General features: G+C 70.6%; 16 protein-coding genes. 11 read left to right on the top strand and 5 right to left on the bottom strand.

The window, feature by feature from the left end; all coding sequences use genetic code 11:
• Nucleotides 1-23: 23 nt before the first annotated feature.
• On the bottom strand, nt 24-965 hold the full coding sequence (locus tag HWX14_RS29070; RefSeq protein WP_175885767.1) for a glyoxylate/hydroxypyruvate reductase A: 942 nt from the start codon (nt 963-965) through the stop codon (nt 24-26).
• A 346-nt stretch (nt 966-1311) separates the two neighbouring features.
• On the opposite strand from HWX14_RS29070, the gene HWX14_RS29065 reads away from it, so the two are divergent.
• Nucleotides 1312-1935 (top strand): alpha/beta hydrolase, encoded by a 624-nt coding sequence (locus HWX14_RS29065; protein WP_175885766.1) that lies wholly within the window; start codon nt 1312-1314, stop codon nt 1933-1935.
• Between the two features lie 255 nt (nt 1936-2190).
• Here HWX14_RS29065 and HWX14_RS29060 read toward each other — a convergent pair whose 3' ends face one another.
• Complete coding sequence (locus HWX14_RS29060; RefSeq protein WP_175885765.1) at nt 2191-2475, bottom strand: hypothetical protein; 285 nt, start codon at nt 2473-2475, stop codon at nt 2191-2193.
• Nucleotides 2476-3028: 553 nt separating this feature from the next.
• Between HWX14_RS29060 and HWX14_RS29055 the strand changes: the two genes are divergently transcribed.
• Genes HWX14_RS29055 through HWX14_RS29045 form a run of 3 tightly spaced genes read left to right on the top strand, consistent with a single transcriptional unit; the run spans nt 3029 to nt 7025 of the window.
• The gene (locus HWX14_RS29055) at nt 3029-3784 is read left to right on the top strand and encodes a 2Fe-2S iron-sulfur cluster-binding protein (RefSeq protein ID WP_175885764.1); all 756 of its coding nucleotides are present in this window, start codon (nt 3029-3031) and stop codon (nt 3782-3784) included.
• Nucleotides 3785-3801: 17 nt separating this feature from the next.
• The gene (locus tag HWX14_RS29050; RefSeq protein ID WP_175885763.1) at nt 3802-4803 is read left to right on the top strand and encodes a xanthine dehydrogenase family protein subunit M; all 1002 of its coding nucleotides are present in this window, start codon (nt 3802-3804) and stop codon (nt 4801-4803) included.
• Nucleotides 4800-7025: a xanthine dehydrogenase family protein molybdopterin-binding subunit gene (locus HWX14_RS29045; RefSeq protein ID WP_175885762.1), complete on the top strand. Its 2226-nt coding sequence runs from the start codon at nt 4800-4802 to the stop codon at nt 7023-7025. The genes HWX14_RS29050 and HWX14_RS29045 overlap by 4 nt, the downstream gene beginning before the upstream one ends.
• Before the next feature lie 27 nt (nt 7026-7052).
• Here the strand turns inward: HWX14_RS29045 and HWX14_RS29040 are convergent, their stop codons facing one another.
• Nucleotides 7053-7973: a LysR substrate-binding domain-containing protein gene (locus HWX14_RS29040; RefSeq protein WP_175885761.1), complete on the bottom strand. Its 921-nt coding sequence runs from the start codon at nt 7971-7973 to the stop codon at nt 7053-7055.
• Between the two features lie 112 nt (nt 7974-8085).
• Between HWX14_RS29040 and HWX14_RS29035 the strand changes: the two genes are divergently transcribed.
• Both HWX14_RS29035 and HWX14_RS29030 read left to right on the top strand, forming a co-directional pair.
• A complete protein-coding gene (locus tag HWX14_RS29035) occupies nt 8086-8724 on the top strand; it encodes a glutathione S-transferase (protein WP_175885760.1) in 639 nt (212 codons plus the stop codon).
• Between the two features lie 152 nt (nt 8725-8876).
• A complete protein-coding gene (locus tag HWX14_RS29030; protein ID WP_175885759.1) occupies nt 8877-11078 on the top strand; it encodes a TonB-dependent siderophore receptor in 2202 nt (733 codons plus the stop codon).
• A 49-nt stretch (nt 11079-11127) separates the two neighbouring features.
• Here the strand turns inward: HWX14_RS29030 and HWX14_RS29025 are convergent, their stop codons facing one another.
• The gene (locus tag HWX14_RS29025) at nt 11128-12396 is read right to left on the bottom strand and encodes an MFS transporter (RefSeq protein WP_175885758.1); all 1269 of its coding nucleotides are present in this window, start codon (nt 12394-12396) and stop codon (nt 11128-11130) included.
• Nucleotides 12397-12502: 106 nt separating this feature from the next.
• Here HWX14_RS29025 and HWX14_RS29020 point away from each other — a divergent pair, with 106 nt between their 5' ends.
• The 3 genes from HWX14_RS29020 to HWX14_RS29010 all read left to right on the top strand — a co-directional run bounded on the left by HWX14_RS29020 (nt 12503) and on the right by HWX14_RS29010 (nt 14265).
• Nucleotides 12503-13552, top strand: coding sequence for a LysR substrate-binding domain-containing protein (locus HWX14_RS29020; protein WP_175885757.1), 1050 nt, complete (start codon nt 12503-12505; stop codon nt 13550-13552).
• A gap of 93 nt (nt 13553-13645) precedes the next feature.
• Nucleotides 13646-13885, top strand: coding sequence for a type II toxin-antitoxin system prevent-host-death family antitoxin (locus HWX14_RS29015; protein WP_175885756.1), 240 nt, complete (start codon nt 13646-13648; stop codon nt 13883-13885).
• Nucleotides 13885-14265 carry a type II toxin-antitoxin system VapC family toxin gene (locus HWX14_RS29010; RefSeq protein ID WP_175885755.1) on the top strand — a complete coding sequence of 127 codons (381 nt, stop codon included), beginning with the start codon at nt 13885-13887 and terminating at the stop codon, nt 14263-14265. The genes HWX14_RS29015 and HWX14_RS29010 overlap by 1 nt, the downstream gene beginning before the upstream one ends.
• 21 nt (nt 14266-14286) lie before the next feature.
• Here the strand turns inward: HWX14_RS29010 and dapA are convergent, their stop codons facing one another.
• Nucleotides 14287-15177, bottom strand: coding sequence for a 4-hydroxy-tetrahydrodipicolinate synthase (gene dapA, locus HWX14_RS29005; RefSeq protein ID WP_175885754.1), 891 nt, complete (start codon nt 15175-15177; stop codon nt 14287-14289).
• 451 nt (nt 15178-15628) lie between these two features.
• On the opposite strand from dapA, the gene HWX14_RS28995 reads away from it, so the two are divergent.
• The gene (locus HWX14_RS28995; RefSeq protein WP_175885753.1) at nt 15629-16645 is read left to right on the top strand and encodes a sulfate ABC transporter substrate-binding protein; all 1017 of its coding nucleotides are present in this window, start codon (nt 15629-15631) and stop codon (nt 16643-16645) included.
• Nucleotides 16646-16811: 166 nt separating this feature from the next.
• Nucleotides 16812-17780: an ion channel gene (locus tag HWX14_RS28990; protein ID WP_175885752.1), complete on the top strand. Its 969-nt coding sequence runs from the start codon at nt 16812-16814 to the stop codon at nt 17778-17780.
• Nucleotides 17781-17805: the final 25 nt, after the last annotated feature.

Here is a 17805-nt window from a genome sequence, read left to right as displayed (position 1 = left end):
TCCGGTTTGGTGTAGGGCGGAATTCAGTAGCCGCGCGCGTAGTCGACGATGCCGCTGACGGGCGCGCCGCGCTCGAACGCGCGGATCTTGCCGGCGATCTGCTCGACGGCTTCCGCGCGCAGCGTCTCGGCCGAGCTGTGCGGCGTGATCGTGATGCGCGGCGCATGCCAGAACGGATGGTCGTCCGGCAGCGGTTCGTGCTGGAACACGTCGAGCGTGGCCGCGGCGACCTGGCCGCTCGCGAGCGCGTCGAGCAGGTCGGCTTCGACGAGATGCGCGCCGCGCGCGACGTTGACGACGTACGCGCCGGGCGCGAGCCGCGCGAACGCGCGCGCCGACAGGATGCCGTCGGTGTCGCGCGTGCTCGGCAGCAGGTTGACGAGTACCTTCGCGCCGTCGATGCACGCGTCGAACGCGCCGTCGCCCGCGAAGGTCGCGACGCCCTCGAGCTGCTTCGCACTGCGGCTGTAGCCGCGTACCGGCAGGCCGAGCGCGGCAAGCGCGCGGGCGACTTCCGCACCGAGCACGCCGAGGCCGAGGACCGCGACGGTGAAGCTTGCGCGCGCATGCGGTTCGAGCGGCTGCCAGCGGCGTTCGCGCTGTTGCAGGTCGTATTCGTCGAAGCGGCGCAGATAGCGCAGCACCGCGTGCGTCACGTATTCGACCATCTGCTGCGCCATGCCCGAATCCTCGAGCCGCACCAGCGGCACGTGCGCGGGCAGCGTGCCCGGATGCGCGCGCTCGAGCGCGAGCAGCGCATCGACGCCCGCGCCGAGGTTGAAGATCGCGCGCAGGCCGTCGCGCGGCGCGAACAACTCGCGCGGCGCGCGCCACACGAGCGCGTAGTCGGCGGCGGCCGTATCGCCCGGCTGCCATGCGCGCAGTTCGGCTTCCGGCAGCGCACGCCCGATCTCGTCGCGCCATGCGCCGGCATCCTGATGCGGTGAATGGAACAGGATCTTCATTGCGTGACGGCGCGCGCGCGGGCGAGGCGCGTCACGGGAACGGCGAGCGAAGCCGGGCGCGGCGCGCCGGCGGACGTAGCGGACATCGGGCGACTCCTGACGGCCGGCCCGGCGCGTCGGCGCGGGGACGGTTCCGTGTGAAGCTGACGGGAAGCCCACATTCTACGGTTTCGCGGCACATTGCGCCGTCGGTGCGGGCCGAGCGGCCGGCGCGGGCCGCGATCGCGCGGTCGGCGGGCTGCCGCCGGGCACCGCGCCGCGCAAAAGCAAAGCACAAAATATTGGTTCGGCCGCCGCGCGCCCGACGCCACAATCGAACCTCGTCTTCAAGCAAGCGAGGGCAATCATGCGCGCATGCAGCAAATCGGCGTGGCCGCCGCGGCTCGTCACCGTTCCGGGCCTGCACGGCAGTGAAGGCGCTCACTGGCAGACGTGGCTCGAGCGGCAGTTCCCGCGCTCGTTGCGCGTCGAGCAGCACGACTGGGATGCGCCCGATCTCGCGGGCTGGGCGCAATCGGTGCGTGCGCTGCTCGATCGCGAGCGCGGCCCGTTCGTGCTCGCCGCGCACAGCTTCGGCTGCCTCGCGGCCGCGCATGCGCTCGCGCAGTGGCCGCATGTGGGCGACGTGGCGGGCGTGCTGCTCGTCGCGCCGGCCAGCCCGAAGAAATTCACGTTTGCCGGGCCGTTCGACGCGCGCCGGCTCGCGGTGCCGTCGATCGTGATCGGCAGCGAGACCGACCCGTGGATGCCGCTCGCCGATGCGCGCGCGCTCGCGCAGCGCCTGGGCAGCGCGTTCGTGAACCTCGGCGACGCCGGGCACATCAACACGGCCGCTGGCTTCGGGCCGTGGCCGCGCGCGAAATACTTCATCGACACGCTGGTTCATTGCGCGGCGCCGCTGCGTTTTCGCGACGCGGACGACGGCTTCGAGGCCGCGCTCGTCGATCGCGCGATCGCGCACGCGGTCTGACGGGCGGGTCGCACGGCGCAGGCCGTGCGGCGGCTGTCGCGGCATGGCGCGCCGTCGCGCTTGCGACGCGCAGGCGGCCCTGACGGCGGCCGGGGCCGAATCTCGGCCGGCCGTGCCCGACGCGGCCCGCGAAGCGGTGCGACACCGCGCCGTTCTCGCCGTCGCCGGCCGTTACATCATGTCAGTGGCGGCTCGACACGCGCGCGCCCACTGCTTTCCCTGAACAGTACCGACTCATATCACGTGGCGACGGGATCAGCCCGGCGACGACGCGGCTGCGTTCGACGCAGCTGCGTTCGTGGCGGGCTTCGCATCGTCGTCGTCATCGGGCGGGTAGTGCACGACGGGCGGGGCGAGCGGCGCGGCATCGGACGCGGCGGCGTTCGCGGTCGTGTCGCTGTTGAACGCGCTGGCGGCGCCGCTCGATGCGCCGGCCTGCGGCGCGGCGTCGGTCGCGTGGGCGTCGTGCGCTGCGTCGTCGCTGCAGGCGGCGACGAAAACGGCGGCACACAGAACGACGGCGACGGAAACGCGACGCATGACTTCTCTCCTGGCAGGCTGATCGGGAAACGTTGTCGAGTATGCCGCCGCGATGCGACGTTTAGGTGAATCGTTTGCGATTCCGGGGCGATCGCGAAATGGTTTCGTCAGGCTGACCGGCTGCCGTCGCGGCGATCCGTCGGCACGCATGGCGGAATTTTCCAGCAGACGCGGATGCTGCGCGCATTTACACGGCGTGCAATGCCGCGACCTGGCCGCGGCGAGAGGGGCGCCGTGCGCGGCATGGCACATGCGCCCGGCAACTTGCGACCGATGTGCGGCCGGCCGCGCCCCCAAAACCGGGCGTTATTGCCGCTTCGTCAGCAAATGGCCAGCCGCGCGCCAGCGTGGCGTCATGAAGGCGCTATCACCACCACCGCGGCTGGCTGCCGCCCGGTGCGCGCCATGGACGGTTGATCGACACTGCACCTGCACGCTGTCCCCACAATTTCGCGGCACCCGAATTGCTCTTTGCCGATGCGCGTGCCGACCGTGCGGCTCTCCGGGCACGGAGGCACATCCGCGTCCATCAACCATGGAGCGAGCAGAAGTCATGTCCAGCGATCGATCCGATTCTCCGTCCGCCGAACCGGCGCGCGATGCCGCCCCGGCGCCGCTCGGGCCCGGCCGTTCAGCGCCGCCGCCGCTGCCGCACGATACGCCGTCCAGCGCGGCGCGGCGCCGCTTCCTGCAATCCGCGGCGGCTGCCGCGACCGTCGGCGCCGCATCGCACGTTCATTCGCAGCCGCCGCACGCGGCATCTTCGCCGGCCGCGCCCCGCCGCGATACGGTGCCGGCGCAGCCCGTGCGTCTCGACATCAACGGGCGCGCGTACACGCTGCAGCTCGAACCGCGCGTCACGCTGCTCGACGCACTGCGCGAATACGCGGGGCTCACGGGCACGAAAAAGGGCTGCGATCGCGGGCAGTGCGGCGCGTGTACGGTGCTCGTCGACGGACGGCGCATCAACGCATGCCTGACGCTCGCGGTGATGCACGAAGGCGCGCGGATCACGACCGTCGAAGGGCTGGCGCGCGGCGGCGAGCTGAGCCCGGTGCAGCGCGCGTTCGTCGAATGCGATGCGTTCCAGTGCGGTTACTGCACGTCCGGCCAGCTCTGCTCGGCGACCGCGCTGCTCGACGAGTTCGCGGCGGGCGCGGGGAGCGCGGCCACCGACGACGTGCGGCGCCGTCCCGCGAACCTGTCGGACGACGAGATCCGCGAGCGCATGAGCGGCAACCTGTGCCGCTGCGGCGCGTACCCGAACATCGTCGCCGCCGTGCGCGCCGCGCACGCGGCGCACGGCTAGGCGCGGAGGGCACCGCAATGGAAGCGATCTCCTACGAACGCGCGACCGACGTGGCCGGCGCCGTGCGCGCGGCGCAGCGGCCCGGCGCGGCCTTCATCGGCGGCGGCACGAACCTGCTCGACCTGATGAAGGGCGGCGTCGCGCGGCCCGTCACGCTCATCGACATCACGCGCATCGCGGGGCTCGATACGGTCGATGCACTGCCCGGCGGCGGCGTGCGCATCGGCGCGCTCGTGCGCAACAGCGACGCGGCCGATCATCCGCGCCTGCGCGCCGACTATCCGCTGCTGTCGCAGGCGCTGCTCGCCGGCGCGTCCGCGCAATTGCGCAACATGGCGACCGTCGGCGGCAACCTGATGCAGCGCACGCGCTGCCCGTATTTCTACGATTCCGCGTTCGCGCAATGCAACAAGCGCGCGCCGGGCAGCGGCTGCGCGGCGATCGGCGGCCACAACCGGATGCACGCGATCCTCGGCGCCAGCCCGCAGTGCGTGGCGGTGAACCCGTCGGACATGAGCGTCGCGCTCGCGGCGCTCGACGCCGTCGTGCAGGTGAGCGGCCCGCGCGGCGCACGGCAGATTCCGATCGCCTCGTTTCACCGCTTGCCGGGCGATCGGCCCGATCTCGATACGACACTTGACCCGGGCGAACTGATCACCGCGGTGGACTTGCCGCCGCCGCGCTTTGCCGACCATGCGCACTATCTGAAAGTGCGGGATCGCGCGAGCTACGCGTTCGCGCTGGTGTCGGTCGCGGCCGCGCTGCGGATGGACGGCCCGCACATTGCCGACGCGCGGATCGCGCTCGGCGGCGTCGCGCACAAGCCGTTGCGTGCGATGGAGGCGGAAGCGCATCTCGCGGGCCGCACGCCGACCGACGCGACGCTGCGCGAGGCGGCCGCGCTGGCGTTGCGCGATGCGCGGCCGCTCGACGGCAACGGCTTCAAGGTCGCGCTCGCGCAGCGGGCGATCGTCCGTGCGGTCAAGACGGCCGCGGCCGCGGCGGGAGGTGCCGCATGAATACGTTGACGGGACAACCGCTCGACCGGGTCGACGGCGTACTGAAGGTGACGGGCGGCGCGCACTACGCAGCCGAATTCTCCGATGCGCGGCTCGCGCATGCGGTGCTCGTGACAAGCACGATCGCGTCCGGCCGCATCGAATCGATCGACGCGGCGCGCGCCCGCGCGATGCCGGGCGTGCTGCTCGTGATCACGCACGAGAACGCGATGCGGCTGCCCAACGGCGGCCGCCCGCCGCTGTCGCCGCCCGCCGGGCGCCGGCTCACGTTGCTGCAGGACGACACGGTGCGCTACAGCAACGAACCGGTCGCGGTCGTCGTTGCCGAAACGCTCGAGCAGGCGACCGACGCGGCGAATGCCGTGCGGATACGCTACCGCGCGAGCGATGCCGCGCTCGATTTCGCGCAGGCGAAGCGCAGCGCGCGCGTACCGCCGACGCAGCAGGGACGCGCGATGGATACGCAGCGCGGCGACGTCGAGGCGGGCTTGCGCGAAGGCGCGGTGCGCATCGACGCGACCTATACGACGCCGATGCAGCACCACAACCCGATCGAGCCGCACGCGACGATGGCGCACTGGGATGGCCCGACGCTCACGCTGCACGATGCGACGCAGGGCGTGTCGGGCGCGAGCACGGCGGTGGCCGCGGTCTTCGGCATCGCACCGGAACACGTGCGCGTGATTTCGCCGTTCCTCGGCGGCGGCTTCGGCTGCAAGGGCTCGTCGTGGTCGCACGTGTCGTTGTGCGCGATGGCCGCGAAGCAGGTGGGGCGCCCGGTTCGTCTCGCGCTGACGCGGCCGCAGATGTTCGGCCCGGTCGGCGGGCGGCCGCTGACCGAACAGCGCGTCGTGCTGGCCGCGCGCCAGGACGGGACGTTGACGGCGATGCGGCACGACTCGATCGTCACGACGTCGACGTTCGAGGACTGGACGGAAACGTGCGGGATGCTGTCGCGGATCATGTATGCGGTGCCGAACCAGGCGACCACGCACCGGATCGTGTCGCTGAACGTCGGCACGCCGACGTTCATGCGCGCGCCCGGCGAGGCGTCCGGCTCGTTCGCGCTGGAATCGGCGATGGACGAGCTCGCGTGGCGGCTCGGGATGGACCCGGTCGCGCTGCGGCTCGCGAATTACGCGGCGGTCGATCCGCAGGCGGGCAAGCCGTGGTCGAGCAACAAGCTGCGCGAATGCTACGAGGTCGGCGCGCGGCGCTTCGGCTGGTCGCGCCGCACCGGCGCGCCGCGCACGATGCGCGACGGCGACACGCTGATCGGTCTCGGGATGGCGGCCGCCACGTATCCGGCGAACCGCAGCGAAGCGTCGGCGCGGGCGCGCATCTTGCCGGACGGCACGGCCGAAGTCGCGTCGGGCACGCAGGACATCGGCACCGGCACCTACACGGTGATGACGCAAGTCGCGGCCGATGCGCTCGGTTTCGCGCCGCAGAACGTGCGGTTTTCGCTCGGCGATTCGAGCCTGCCGCGCGCGCCGGTATCGGGCGGTTCGCAATCGGCGGCAAGCGTCGCGCCCGCCGTGCGCGAGGCCGCGCTGCAGGCGCGTGCGATGCTGATCGCACTCGCGATTGCCGATCGCGGATCGCCGCTGCACGGCACCGCGGCCGATGACGTGACGGTCGACAACGGCTGGGTCGTGCATCGCCGCGACCCGTCGCGGCGCGATCCGGCCGCGGCAGTGATCGCGCGCGCGGGCGGCCAGCCGATCGACGCGCAGGCGACGACGAAGCCGGGCGACGAGAAGTCGCGCTATGCGTCGCATTCGTTCGGCGCGGTGTTCGCCGAAGTGCACGTCGATGCCGAACTCGGCACGATTCGCGTGCCGCGCATCGTCGGCGTCTACAGCGTCGGCCGCCTGCTCAACGCGAAGACGGCGCGCAGCCAGCTGATCGGCGGGATGGTGTGGGGGCTCGGCACCGCGCTCGAGGAGGGTTCGCATCTCGACGTGCGCCACGGCCGCTTCACGAACGCGAATCTCGCCGAATATCACGTGCCCGTGAACGCGGACATCGGCGAGCTCGACGTGAGTTTCGTCGACGAAAACGACACGCATTTCAATCCGCTCGGTATTCGCGGCATCGGCGAGATCGGCATCACCGGCGTGCCGGCCGCGATCGCCAATGCGGTCTATCACGCGACCGGCGTGCGGGTGCGCGATCTGCCGATCACGCTCGACAGGGTGGCGATGCCGATGCGCGCGTGAGCATCGGCATTGGCATTGGCATCGGCGTCAGCGCCGCGGCGTCCTGCGCCGCACTTCGCTGCGCAGCCAGTCGAGCCACGTGCGGATCGCCGCTTCGTGAGGATGGCCGGGGCGCCACACGACGTAGTGTGCGTACACGTCGGCGATGCGCACCGTCGACACGCGCACGAGCGTGCCGTTAGCGAGTTCGGGCTCGATCAGCGAGCGGCGCGCGAGGGCGACGCCGCGGCCTTGCAGCGCCGCGTCGATCAGCGCGTTCGCGTCGGTGAAGCGCGGCGCGCGCGCGGATTCGGTGAGGTCGAGCCGCGCGGCCTGGAACCACGGTTCCCACGGCTGCGCGGGATGGCGCAGCAGCGTCGCGCGCACGAGATCGGCCGGCGTGCGCGGGGCGACGCCATCGCGATTGCGGTACGCGGGGCTCGCGACCGGAAAGATCGTCTCGTTCATCAGCTTCTCGGCGACGACACCCGGCCACGTGCCGGGCCCGTAACGCAGCGCGACGTCGATGCGGTCGCGCTTGCGCAGCGGCGCGAGCGCCGCGTCCGGATGGAGCACGATCGTGATGTGCGGATGCGCGACCGCGAAGCGCGGCAGGCGCGGCGCGAGCCAGCGTTCGGCGACGCTCGGCAGCACGCTCACGTTCAGCGTCACGTCGCAGGTGCGCGGGCGGCTGCGCACCGCCAGCGCCGGCTCGAACGCGCGTTCGAGCACGCTCAGGCCCTGGCGCACCTGCAGCGCGAGGGCGTGCGCGGCGTGCGTCGGCGTCGCGCCGTTGCGTTCGCGCGTGAACAGCGGATAGCCGAGCTGCGCCTCGAGCGCGCGGATGTGCTGGCTGACCGCGCCTTGCGTGAGCGCGAGTTCGTCGGCCGCGCGGGTGAAGCTCTGCAGCCGAACGGCGGCCTCGAACGCGCGCAGCGTCTGTAGCGGAGGGAGGTGGATGCGTCGCATACGGGTATTAGTAACACTAATGCCCGAGCACGACAATTCATCGTTTGTGGCGAAGGCCGATGCGTTCCTACACTCGGTTCCGTCTTCCACAGCCCCGTCGGGCCACACCGCCATGAACGCCTATCGTCTCTATCTTTCGCCGGGCGCCTGCTCGCTCGCCGCCCACATCGCGCTGGAGGAAACCGGCGCGCCGTTCGACGTCGAGGTCGTGTCCGTGCGCGAGCGGCAGAACCTCGAAGCGCGCTATCTCGCGATCAACGCGAAAGCGCGCGTGCCCGTGCTCGCGATTCCGGGCGAGCCGCGCGTGCTGACCGAAACGCCCGCGATCCTCACGTATCTCGCGCGCCGCTATCCGGACGCGCAATTGCTGCCGCTCGACGATCCGCTGCGCGAGGCGCGGTGTCACGAATGGCTCGCCTGGCTGGTCGGCTGGGTGCATGGCGTCGGCTACGGCGCGCTGTGGCGCCCGGGCCGCTTCATCGACGATCCGGCCCTGCACGGCGCGATCAGCGCGCAGGGGCGCAGCACGATCGAGGCCGCGAACGCGTCGATCGAAGCGGCGCTCGCCGATGGCCGCACGTGGGCCGAGCCGGGCGCGCATTCGATCGTCGATCCGTTCCTGCTCGTGCTGTATCGCTGGGGCGTCGCGATCGGGCTCGACATGACGCGGCATCCCGCATGGACCGCCCATGCGCAGCGCGAGGCCGAACGGCCGGCCGCGCGGCGGGCGCTGGCGCGCGAGGCGGCCTGACGGGGGCGCGGGCGTCGGCGTGCGGGCAGCCGGTGGCCCGGCCGTTTCGTTCGGCGGTTCGTTCGGATGACGAAGTTCGGACGTGTCCAATTGCCATGTCGCACCCAATTCTATTGAATGAGAATCATTATCATCAATGGAATGGAGTGAACATGAGCCGTTGCATCCAGTCGAGCGCGACGCCGCCGCAGCGCGCGACCGCATCCGTCGCGTTCGCGATGATGACCTGTGCGGCCGCGCCGGCATGCGCGGAGGAGGGCGAGCCGCGCCACGCGCCGCAACTGGACCCGATCGTCGTGCACGGCGCGCGCGACGCCGGGTCGCGCGTCGACCGGTCGGGTTCCGCCAAATATGCGACGCCGCTGCTCGATGTGCCGCAGACGATCACCGTGGTGCCGCGCGCGGTGCTCGACGAACAGCAGGCGCTGAGCTTGCGCGAAGCGCTGTCGAACGTCGCCGGCATCACGTTCAACGCCGGGGAGGGCGGCGGCGGGTCGGGCGACATGTTCAATATCCGCGGTTTCGGCGCGAACGCGAACCTGCAGCTCGACGGGCTGCGCGACAGCGCGCAGAACAATCGCAGCGACCTGTTCAACGTCGAGGCGGTCGAGGTGATCAAGGGGCCGAATTCGGTGTTCGGCGGCGCCGGCACGACGGGCGGCTCGGTGAACCTGGTCAGCAAGACACCGAAGGCCGGCGCGTTCACCGAGGCCGGCACGATGCTCGGCACGTCGGACTACCGCCGCGTGACGCTCGATGCGAACCGGCCGCTGCCGGGCACCGACGGCCGCGCGGCGTTCCGCCTGAATGCGATGGCGCACGTCAACGACGTGCCGGGCCGCGACGACATCCGCAAGCGGCGCTGGGGCATCGCGCCGTCGCTCGCGTTCGGTCTCGGCACGCCGACGCGCGTCACGCTCGGCTATTTCCACCAGTACGACAACAACCTGCCCGACTACGGGCTGCCGGCGCACAACGGCCACGTGCTGGCCGGCGTGGCGCGCGACCGCTATTTCGGCTGGCGCAATCTCGACCGCGAACGCATCACGTCGGATACGTTCACCGTGAAGGCCGAACACGACGTGTCGTCCGGCCTGAAGGTGCAGAACCTGAGCCGCTATGCGCACCTGAATCGCGACACGGTGATTTCGGCGTCGCACGTGAACCTGCAGGGCCTGCCGCCGGGGCGCTACAAGCCGGCGGGGCCGCAGGGCTATGGCCGCGATGCGTCGACCGCGATGTGGGCGAACCAGACGAACGTCACCAGCGCGTTCTCGACGTTCGGCATCGGGCATACGCTGGTCACGGGTTTCGAGATCTCGCGCGAGACGTACGGCCGCACGACCTATTCGTACGGGCTCAACCGCTTCTACCCGGCCGACGGCTTCGCGCTCGCCGCGCCGCCCGGCGTGTGGCGCGGCCCGGCGCAGCGCCAGGACAGCGCGCGCAACGACACCGCGCTGGTCGTGAAGGCGCTGTACGCGTTCGACACGATCTCGGTGGGCCGCTACTGGGACATCGACGTCGGGCTGCGGCACGACTGGATCGACGGCCGGTCGGAAGGCACCGCGGCCGGCAAGCCCACCGAGCGCGCGGATACTGCCGATCGGCACCTGAGCACGCGCGCGGGGCTCGTGTTCAAGCCGACTGACAACGCTCGCGCGTATTTCGCGTACGGCACGTCGTTCAACCCTTCCGCCGAATTCCTCGTGACCACCGGCTCCGGCGTGAGCGCGGCGACCGGCGCGCTCGCGCCCGAGAAAAACGAGAGCTTCGAACTCGGTGCGAAATGGGAAGGGCTCGCGGGCATCGCGCTGAACGGCGCGCTGTTCCAGACCGAAAAGAAGAACGCGCGCGAACGAATCGCCGACGGCAGCTATGCGCTCGTGGGCCGGCAACGCGTGCGCGGCGTCGAGCTCGGCGCCGCCGGCAAGGTGACGCCGCGCTGGGACGTGTTCGCGAACTATACGTACCTGGCGAGCGTGACGCTCAGTTCGCCGTCGTCGCCGCGGCGCGACGGGCAGGCGCTCGGCAACACGCCGCGGCACGCGTTCAACGTGTGGACGACCTATCGGTTGCCGGCCGGCTGGACGGTCGGCTACGGTTCGCACTTCGTCGGCCGGCGCAACGTGACGTCGCAGGGCGACGGCAAGCTCGGCGCGTACTGGGTGCACAACCTGATGGCGAGCTACGACGTGAGCCGCCGGCTGCGCCTCCAGCTGAACATCGACAATCTGTTCGATCGCGCCTACGTCGAACGCGTGCGGCAGGTGTCGGGCAGCGAATCGCGGTCGTCGGCGGTCGAGTTCGGCGACGGCCGTTCGGCGATGCTGTCGGCCGTGTACAAGTTCTGACCGCACCGCGCAACGGCGGCGGCTGGTCGACGCCGTCGGCCGCCGCCGGTCATCGCGCAAACAGCGGATAGGTTGCGGCGGCGACCAGCGCCGCCGCGAGCCACACCACGCTCCACGAACTCGCGGCGAGCAGCGGCGGAATCGCGAGCGGCGTCGCGAACAGCCCGAGGTAGACGACGGTGTTCGCCATCCCGAGCGCGGTGCCTGCATGGTTCGCGCCGGCGAGCGTCGCGAGCTCCGTGTACGCGACGCCGTGCCATGCCGACACGCAGACGCCGGCGAACACGAGAATCGCGACGATCGCGGCGAGCGGCACATGCGGGCTGCCGGCCGTCGCCGCCGCGAGCAGCGTGAACGACCCGGCCGCGACGAACACGGAGCCGCGCAGGTACGCGCGCCGGTTGCCGTGCCGGTCGGTATGGCGGCCGCTCCAGACGCGCATCACCATCGCGCCGAGCTGCAGCGCGACCATCGCCGCGCTGATGCCGGCGAGGCCGAGCCGGCCGAAGTCGTGCAGGAACACCGTCGCGAACGTGAGCACCGCGAACTGCGGCGCGCACAACAGGCCGATGCCGAGCACGATGCGCCATACGCAGCCGCTCGCGAGCGGGTTGCGCGCGTGCCCGGCGGGCTGCGGCCGTTGCGCGGCGAGGGGCGTGGCGAGGTGTGCCGCGGCCGGCTCGGCCGGCGGCTCGTGCAGCCAGCGCCACGTGAGCGCGGCCGATCCCGCGCACAGCAGCATCAGCGCGCCGAATACCGCGGCGAAGCCGGCATGCGACGCGAGCGACGGCAGCAGCGCCGCACCGAGGCCGCCGCCGAGCGGCACGGCCGTCTGGCGGATGCTCATCGCGAGCCCGCGTTCGCGCTCGCCGAACCAGCGCATCACCGCGCGCCCGCTCGATCCGTTCACGCTGCCGCCGAGCAGGCCGACGCAGGCCATGGCCGCGACGACCCGCATCAGCGGCGGCACCGCGTGCGCGGTCGGGGCGATCGTGCACATCATCAGCGCGAGCATCGCGGCCGTCGCGACGAGGCCGGTCAGCAGCACGCGGCGGTCGCCGAAGCGGTCGGCGGCGATCCCCCACGGCAGCTCGGACAGCGCGACGCCGAAGCCGAGCGCGCCGAGCACGAGGCCGAGCGCGCCGTTGTCGAGGTGATAGGCGGTGCGCATCCACACGGCCGTGGTCGGAATGCCGGCCGCGGCGGCCGAAAAGCTCATGTTCGCGGCGACGCCGGCCGCCAGCACGCGCCAGCGATGGGCCGGCCCGCGCGCGGCGCGGGCTGGCGAAGAGGGGGAAGCGATGCACGAGGTATCCATGACGGCAGGCCCGGTTCGAAGTTGACGTCCACAGTCTGGCGGCCTACGTTCATCCTGAAAATCAGAAAGTTTTTGATGAATCGTTCGATAAATCAGGATGATTGAGATGCCCGGACAAGACATTGCGCGCGACGGCGGCGAGCCGCTCGCGGGGGCCGATGCCGCGCTGGCGCGGCCCAACTTCGACGTCGCGGCGTTGCGCAGCCTCGTCGCGGGCGTGGATCTCGGCAGTTTCGCGAAGGCGGCCGACCGCGTCGCGCGCTCGTCGTCGGCGGTGAGCGCGCAGATCCGCAAGCTCGAGGAGCAGGCCGGCACGCCGCTGTTCGTGAAGGCCGGGCGCGGGCTCGCGCTGACCGACGCCGGCGACGCGATGCTGCGCTACGCGCGACGGATGATCGAGCTGAACGACGAGGCGGCCGCGGCCGTGCGCGGCGTGAAGCTCGACGGCTGGGTACGGGTCGGGCTGCAGGAGGATTTCGGCGAAGCGATCCTGCCGGACGTGCTCGGGCGGTTCGCGCGCGCCCATCCGAAGGTGAAGATCGAGGCGCGCGTGGCGCGCAACGCCGATCTGCTCGACCGGCTCGATGCGAACCAGCTCGATCTGGCGCTCGTGTGGGGCGATCCGGCGTCGGCGGCGCTCGTGTCGCGGGCGGGCATCGACAGCGAAGCGATCGCGCACGTGCCGATGCAATGGATCGGCGCGGTCGCGGGCGGTGGTGCCGGGATGATGGATGGCGGCGGGGATGCGGGTGGGGAGGGCGGTGTGCGCGGTGAGGGCGAGGGCGGCCGTGACATGCGTGCGACGGACGAGCCGCTGCCGCTCGTCGTGTTCGACCGGCCGTGCCGGTTCTTCGGCGCGGCGACCGATGCGCTCGACCGTGCCGGCGTGCCGTGGCGCGTCGCGTTCACGACGCCGAGCCTGGCCGGGCTATGGGCGGCCGCGGCGGCCGGCCTCGGGCTGACGGTGCGCTCGCATTACGGGCTGCCGGCGTCGGTGCGCGTGCTCGATGCCGCGTCGTGCGGGCTGCCGGCGCTGCCGAGCCTGCCGCTGATCCTGCTGCGGCGCACGTCGTCGAAGACGCCGACGGTCGACCGGCTCGCGCGGATCGTGACGCAGGCGGTGGGGGGTGGGACGGAGCAGGCGCTTGCCGCGTGATTGCGCCGGTGGCGGCAGGCCAGTGATCGAGCGGCTGGTCGTTTGGCCTATTGGAGCAACGACGCGAATGTCGTAACAATGATGGGTCACTCAATGGAGCCCATCATGCAAGTTGCCACTGTCCCCGAAGCCTCGCTCGATCTGCAGCGGCTTCTCGATGCCGCGATTGCCGGCGAACGTGTCGTGATCACGCAGGCCGGCAAGCAGGCGGTCCGGCTCGTGCCGCTCAGGCCGATTCATCCGTACGGAGCGCTTGAGGGGGAGATCTGGATCGCCGACGACTTCGATGCGCCGCTCCCCGACGATTTGTTGGACGCGTTCGAAGGCAAGTAATGCGACTGCTGTTCGATACGCATATCTTTCTCTGGATGGTTGCGAATAATCCGAAGCTGAGTGCTCACGCGCGCAGGTTGATTGATTCCGCGGACGAAGTGTTCATCAGCAGCGCGAGCATCTGGGAAGTGGCCATCAAAGCCGGCAAGGGGAAGCTGGACGTCGATGTGGATCGGCTGGTCGACAAGCTCAAGACGAGTCAATACCGCGAACTGCCCGTTCGGGCGGTACACGGTGCGGCCGTTCGTCATCTTCCCCACCACCATGGCGACCCGTTCGACCGATTGCTGGTCGCGCAGGCCTCGTACGAGCCGATGGTGCTCATCACCGCCGACGGCCACCTTGCGCGGTATGGCGCGTCAAAAATCTTGACGGTCTGAAACAGTTTCGGGATCGAATCTCTACGCCGCCGCAGCAGCCGCGGACGCATCGAGTTCCGCACAGAGCTTGTCCAACCGCTCCCGCAACCCGTCGCTCGCCGGCACGAACGGCAGCCGCAATCCGTCCTCGCACCATCCTTGCGCGGCGAGCACGGCCTTCACCGGCGCCGGGTTCGGCTCCGCGAACAGCGCCGCGACGAGCGGCTGCAGCGCGACCGCCAGGCGCCGCGCGTCGGCGAGCCGCCCGTCGCGCAGCAGCGCATGGATGCGCACATGCCATTCGGGCAGCACGTGCGCGCTGCTCGCGATCGCGCCGTGCGCGCCCGCGCACATCGCCGCGAAGTTCTGGTTGTCGTCGCCGGACAGGATCGCGAGCGGCGTGTCGTGCACCAGCCGGCTCATCCGGTCGAGCGTGCCGCCGCATTCCTTGATGCCCGCGACGCGCGGATCGCGCGCAAGCGCCTGGAGCGTGTCCAGTTCGACGTTCACGCCGGTGCGGTACGGGATGTTGTAGACGAGCACCGGCAGGTCGGCCGCGTCGACGATCGCTTCGACATGGCGACGGATGCCGTCCTGCGTCGGCCGCACGTAGACGGGCGGCGTGACGAGCAGCCCGTCGGGGCGCAGCGCCGCGAGTTCGCGCGCGCGGGCGGCCGCGAAGTGCGTTGCGCTCGCGGTCAGTCCGACGACGATCGGCAGCGTGGGCGCCGCGTCGCGCAGCGTCGCGAACACCGCGTCCTGTTCGCGCGCGTCGAGCAGCACGCCTTCACCGGTCGTCGCGCCTGCGACGAACCCCGCGATGCCCGCGGCCGCATAGTGGCGCGCGAGCCGCGCGAGCGCCGCGTGGTCGACCTCGCCGCGGTGGAACGGCGTGATGATCGGCAGCCAGATACCTTCGAAACGTGTGTTCATGCAAAGCCTCATGGTGGAAACGGAGTGGGAAGGAACCGTTCCGCCGGCCGAGTGCCGGAGCGAGGCGTGCGTGCAAGGAGAAAGAAACGACCTGCGGGCATCCCGTCCGGCATTCGCCTGACGGGACGCGACGTCCCCGTCAGTCGAGGAGTCGTTTTTTCAGTTTCAGCCCGGCCGCGCGCGCACCTGCCGCGACGGCGGCGAGGATCGAGGGCGAGCGCAGGGGAGCGGACATGGATGAACCGTGAGTGGGCTGAGCCGCGATCTTAACACCGGGGCGGCGGCGCGCGCGAGCCCCGGCCGCCGTTTAGCAGAATTCGAGATTTGCTTTCCACGACTGATTGGAAGGCGCGCCGCGGGCGGCCGCTAGAATGCCCGCTTACGTTTCGATGACAGCGCGTACGCGTGCGGTCACGCACATTCACCACCACTGGAAACGGGGCATATCACGATGGCAAGCATCAAGGGGATCGGCCGCTGGCTGCACACGGGCGCGGCGGCGCTGGTCGTGGCGGCGACGGCCGCGCACGCGGACACGTCGATCCTGAACGTGTCGTACGACGTGACGCGCGAGCTGTACAAGGACATCAACACGAGCTTTGCCGCCGCCTACAAGCAGAAGACCGGCGAGACGGTCACGATCAAGCAGTCGCACGGCGCGTCGAGCGCGCAGGCGCTGTCGGTGCTGCAGGGGCTGCAGGCCGACGTCGTGACGATGAACCAGCCGAACGACATCGACCTGCTCGCCGAGCGCGGTCAGCTGCTGCCGAAGGACTGGCGCGCCCGTTTCCCGGACAGCAGCTCGCCGTACTCGACGACGATGGTGTTCCTCGTGCGCAAGGGCAACCCGAAGGCGATCAAGGACTGGAGCGATCTCGCGAAGCCGGGCGTCCAGGTGATCATCGCGAACCCGAAGACGTCGGGCAACGGCCGCTATGCGTATCTCGCCGCATGGGGCTTCCAGAAGCAGAAGGGCGCGACCGACCAGCAGGCGCTCGACTTCGAGAAGGCGATCTTCCGTAACGTGCCGGTGCTCGATTCGGGCGGCCGCGGCGCGACGACCACATTCACGCAGCGCGGCATCGGCGACGTGCTCGTCACGTTCGAGAACGAGGTCGCGCTGATGGACACCGGCGCGTCGGGCGCGGAATTCGACCCCGTGTATCCGTCGGCGAGCATCCTCGCGGAGCCGCCCGTCGCCGTCGTCGACAAGGTGGTCGACAAGAAGGGCACGCGCAAGGTCGCGCAGGCGTATCTCGACTACCTGTACACGCCGGAAGCGCAGGAGATCATCGCGCAGCACCATCTGCGCCCGCGCGACGCGGCCGTGCTGAAGAAGCATGCGGCCGAGTTCAAGGCGCTGAAGACGTTCAGCGTCGAGCAGGTCTTCGGCGGCTGGGCGAACGCGCAGAAGACCCATTTCGCCGACGGCGGCACGTTCGACCAGGTGATCGTCGACCGGAAGTGATCGCGGCCCGCGCCCCGCGCGGATCCACATGACGACGCAGCCGGCCGCACACGCGGCCGGCTTTTTTTTCCGTCGGCGCGGCGGATTGCCGTTGAGAACCGGCCCGCATTCCCGGCCGCTGCCGCGCGTGCTACGCTCATCGCCTCCCTGCAACCGGCGCCGCGCGATGAACGTCGATTCGTCCTCCCCAGCCTCCCGCCGCCACGGCCGCAAGATCTGGTCGGGCACCCGCCCGGTGATCGCGTACGGGATGCCGCCGCTCGGCTGGCGCGACTTCTATCACCGCGCGCTGACGGTGAGCTGGCCCGTGTTCTTCCTGTCGCTCGCGGTGCTGTTCCTGCTGCTCAACGGCGGCTTCGCCACGCTCTACCTGCTTGGCGATGCGCCGATCGCGAACCAGTCGCCGGCCGGCTTCGGCGGCGCGTTCTTCTTCAGCGTCGAGACGCTCGCGACCGTCGGCTACGGCGACATGCATCCTCAGACGGTCTATGCGCACCTCGTCGCGACGTTCGAGATCTTCGTCGGGATGTCGGGCATCGCGCTGGCCACGGGGCTCGTGTTCGCGCGGTTTTCGCGGCCGCAGGCGAAGATCCTGTTCGCGCGCTACGCGATCGTGCGGCCGCTGAACGGCCGGATGACGCTGATGGTGCGCGCCGCGAATGCCCGCCAGAACGTGATTGCCGAGGCGCAGGCGAAACTGCGGCTGATGCGCGTCGAAGGCACGCACGAGGGCTACTCGCTGCGCAAGATTCATGACCTGCGGCTCGTGCGCAACGAGCATCCGATCTTTCTGCTCGGCTGGAACCTGATGCACGTGATCGACGAGTCGAGCGCGCTGTTCGGCGAGACGGCCGAGTCGCTCGCCGCGCGCGACGCGTCGCTGCTGATCACGATCGAGGGCTCGGACGAGACCACCGCGCAGGTCATGCAGGCGCGTCATGAGTGGGCGCATGGCGAGATCCGCTGGGGCCACCGCTATGTCGACCTGATGCACGACGTGGATGGCATCACGCACATCGATTACACGCATTTTCACGAAGTCGTGCCGATCGACGTCGACACCGACGAGCGCGGTTCGCCGGGCGTGGTGATCGACGCGGACGCGTCGGCGCCGGGGCCGGCCGCGCAGGCGTGATCGGCGGCGGCGGGGCGCCGCCCCG

The organism is Burkholderia sp. BCC0044 (assembly GCF_902832955.1).
In the GTDB taxonomy this organism is placed as follows: Bacteria; Pseudomonadota; Gammaproteobacteria; order Burkholderiales; family Burkholderiaceae; genus Burkholderia.
This window is presented reverse-complemented; position numbering and strand designations above follow the sequence as displayed.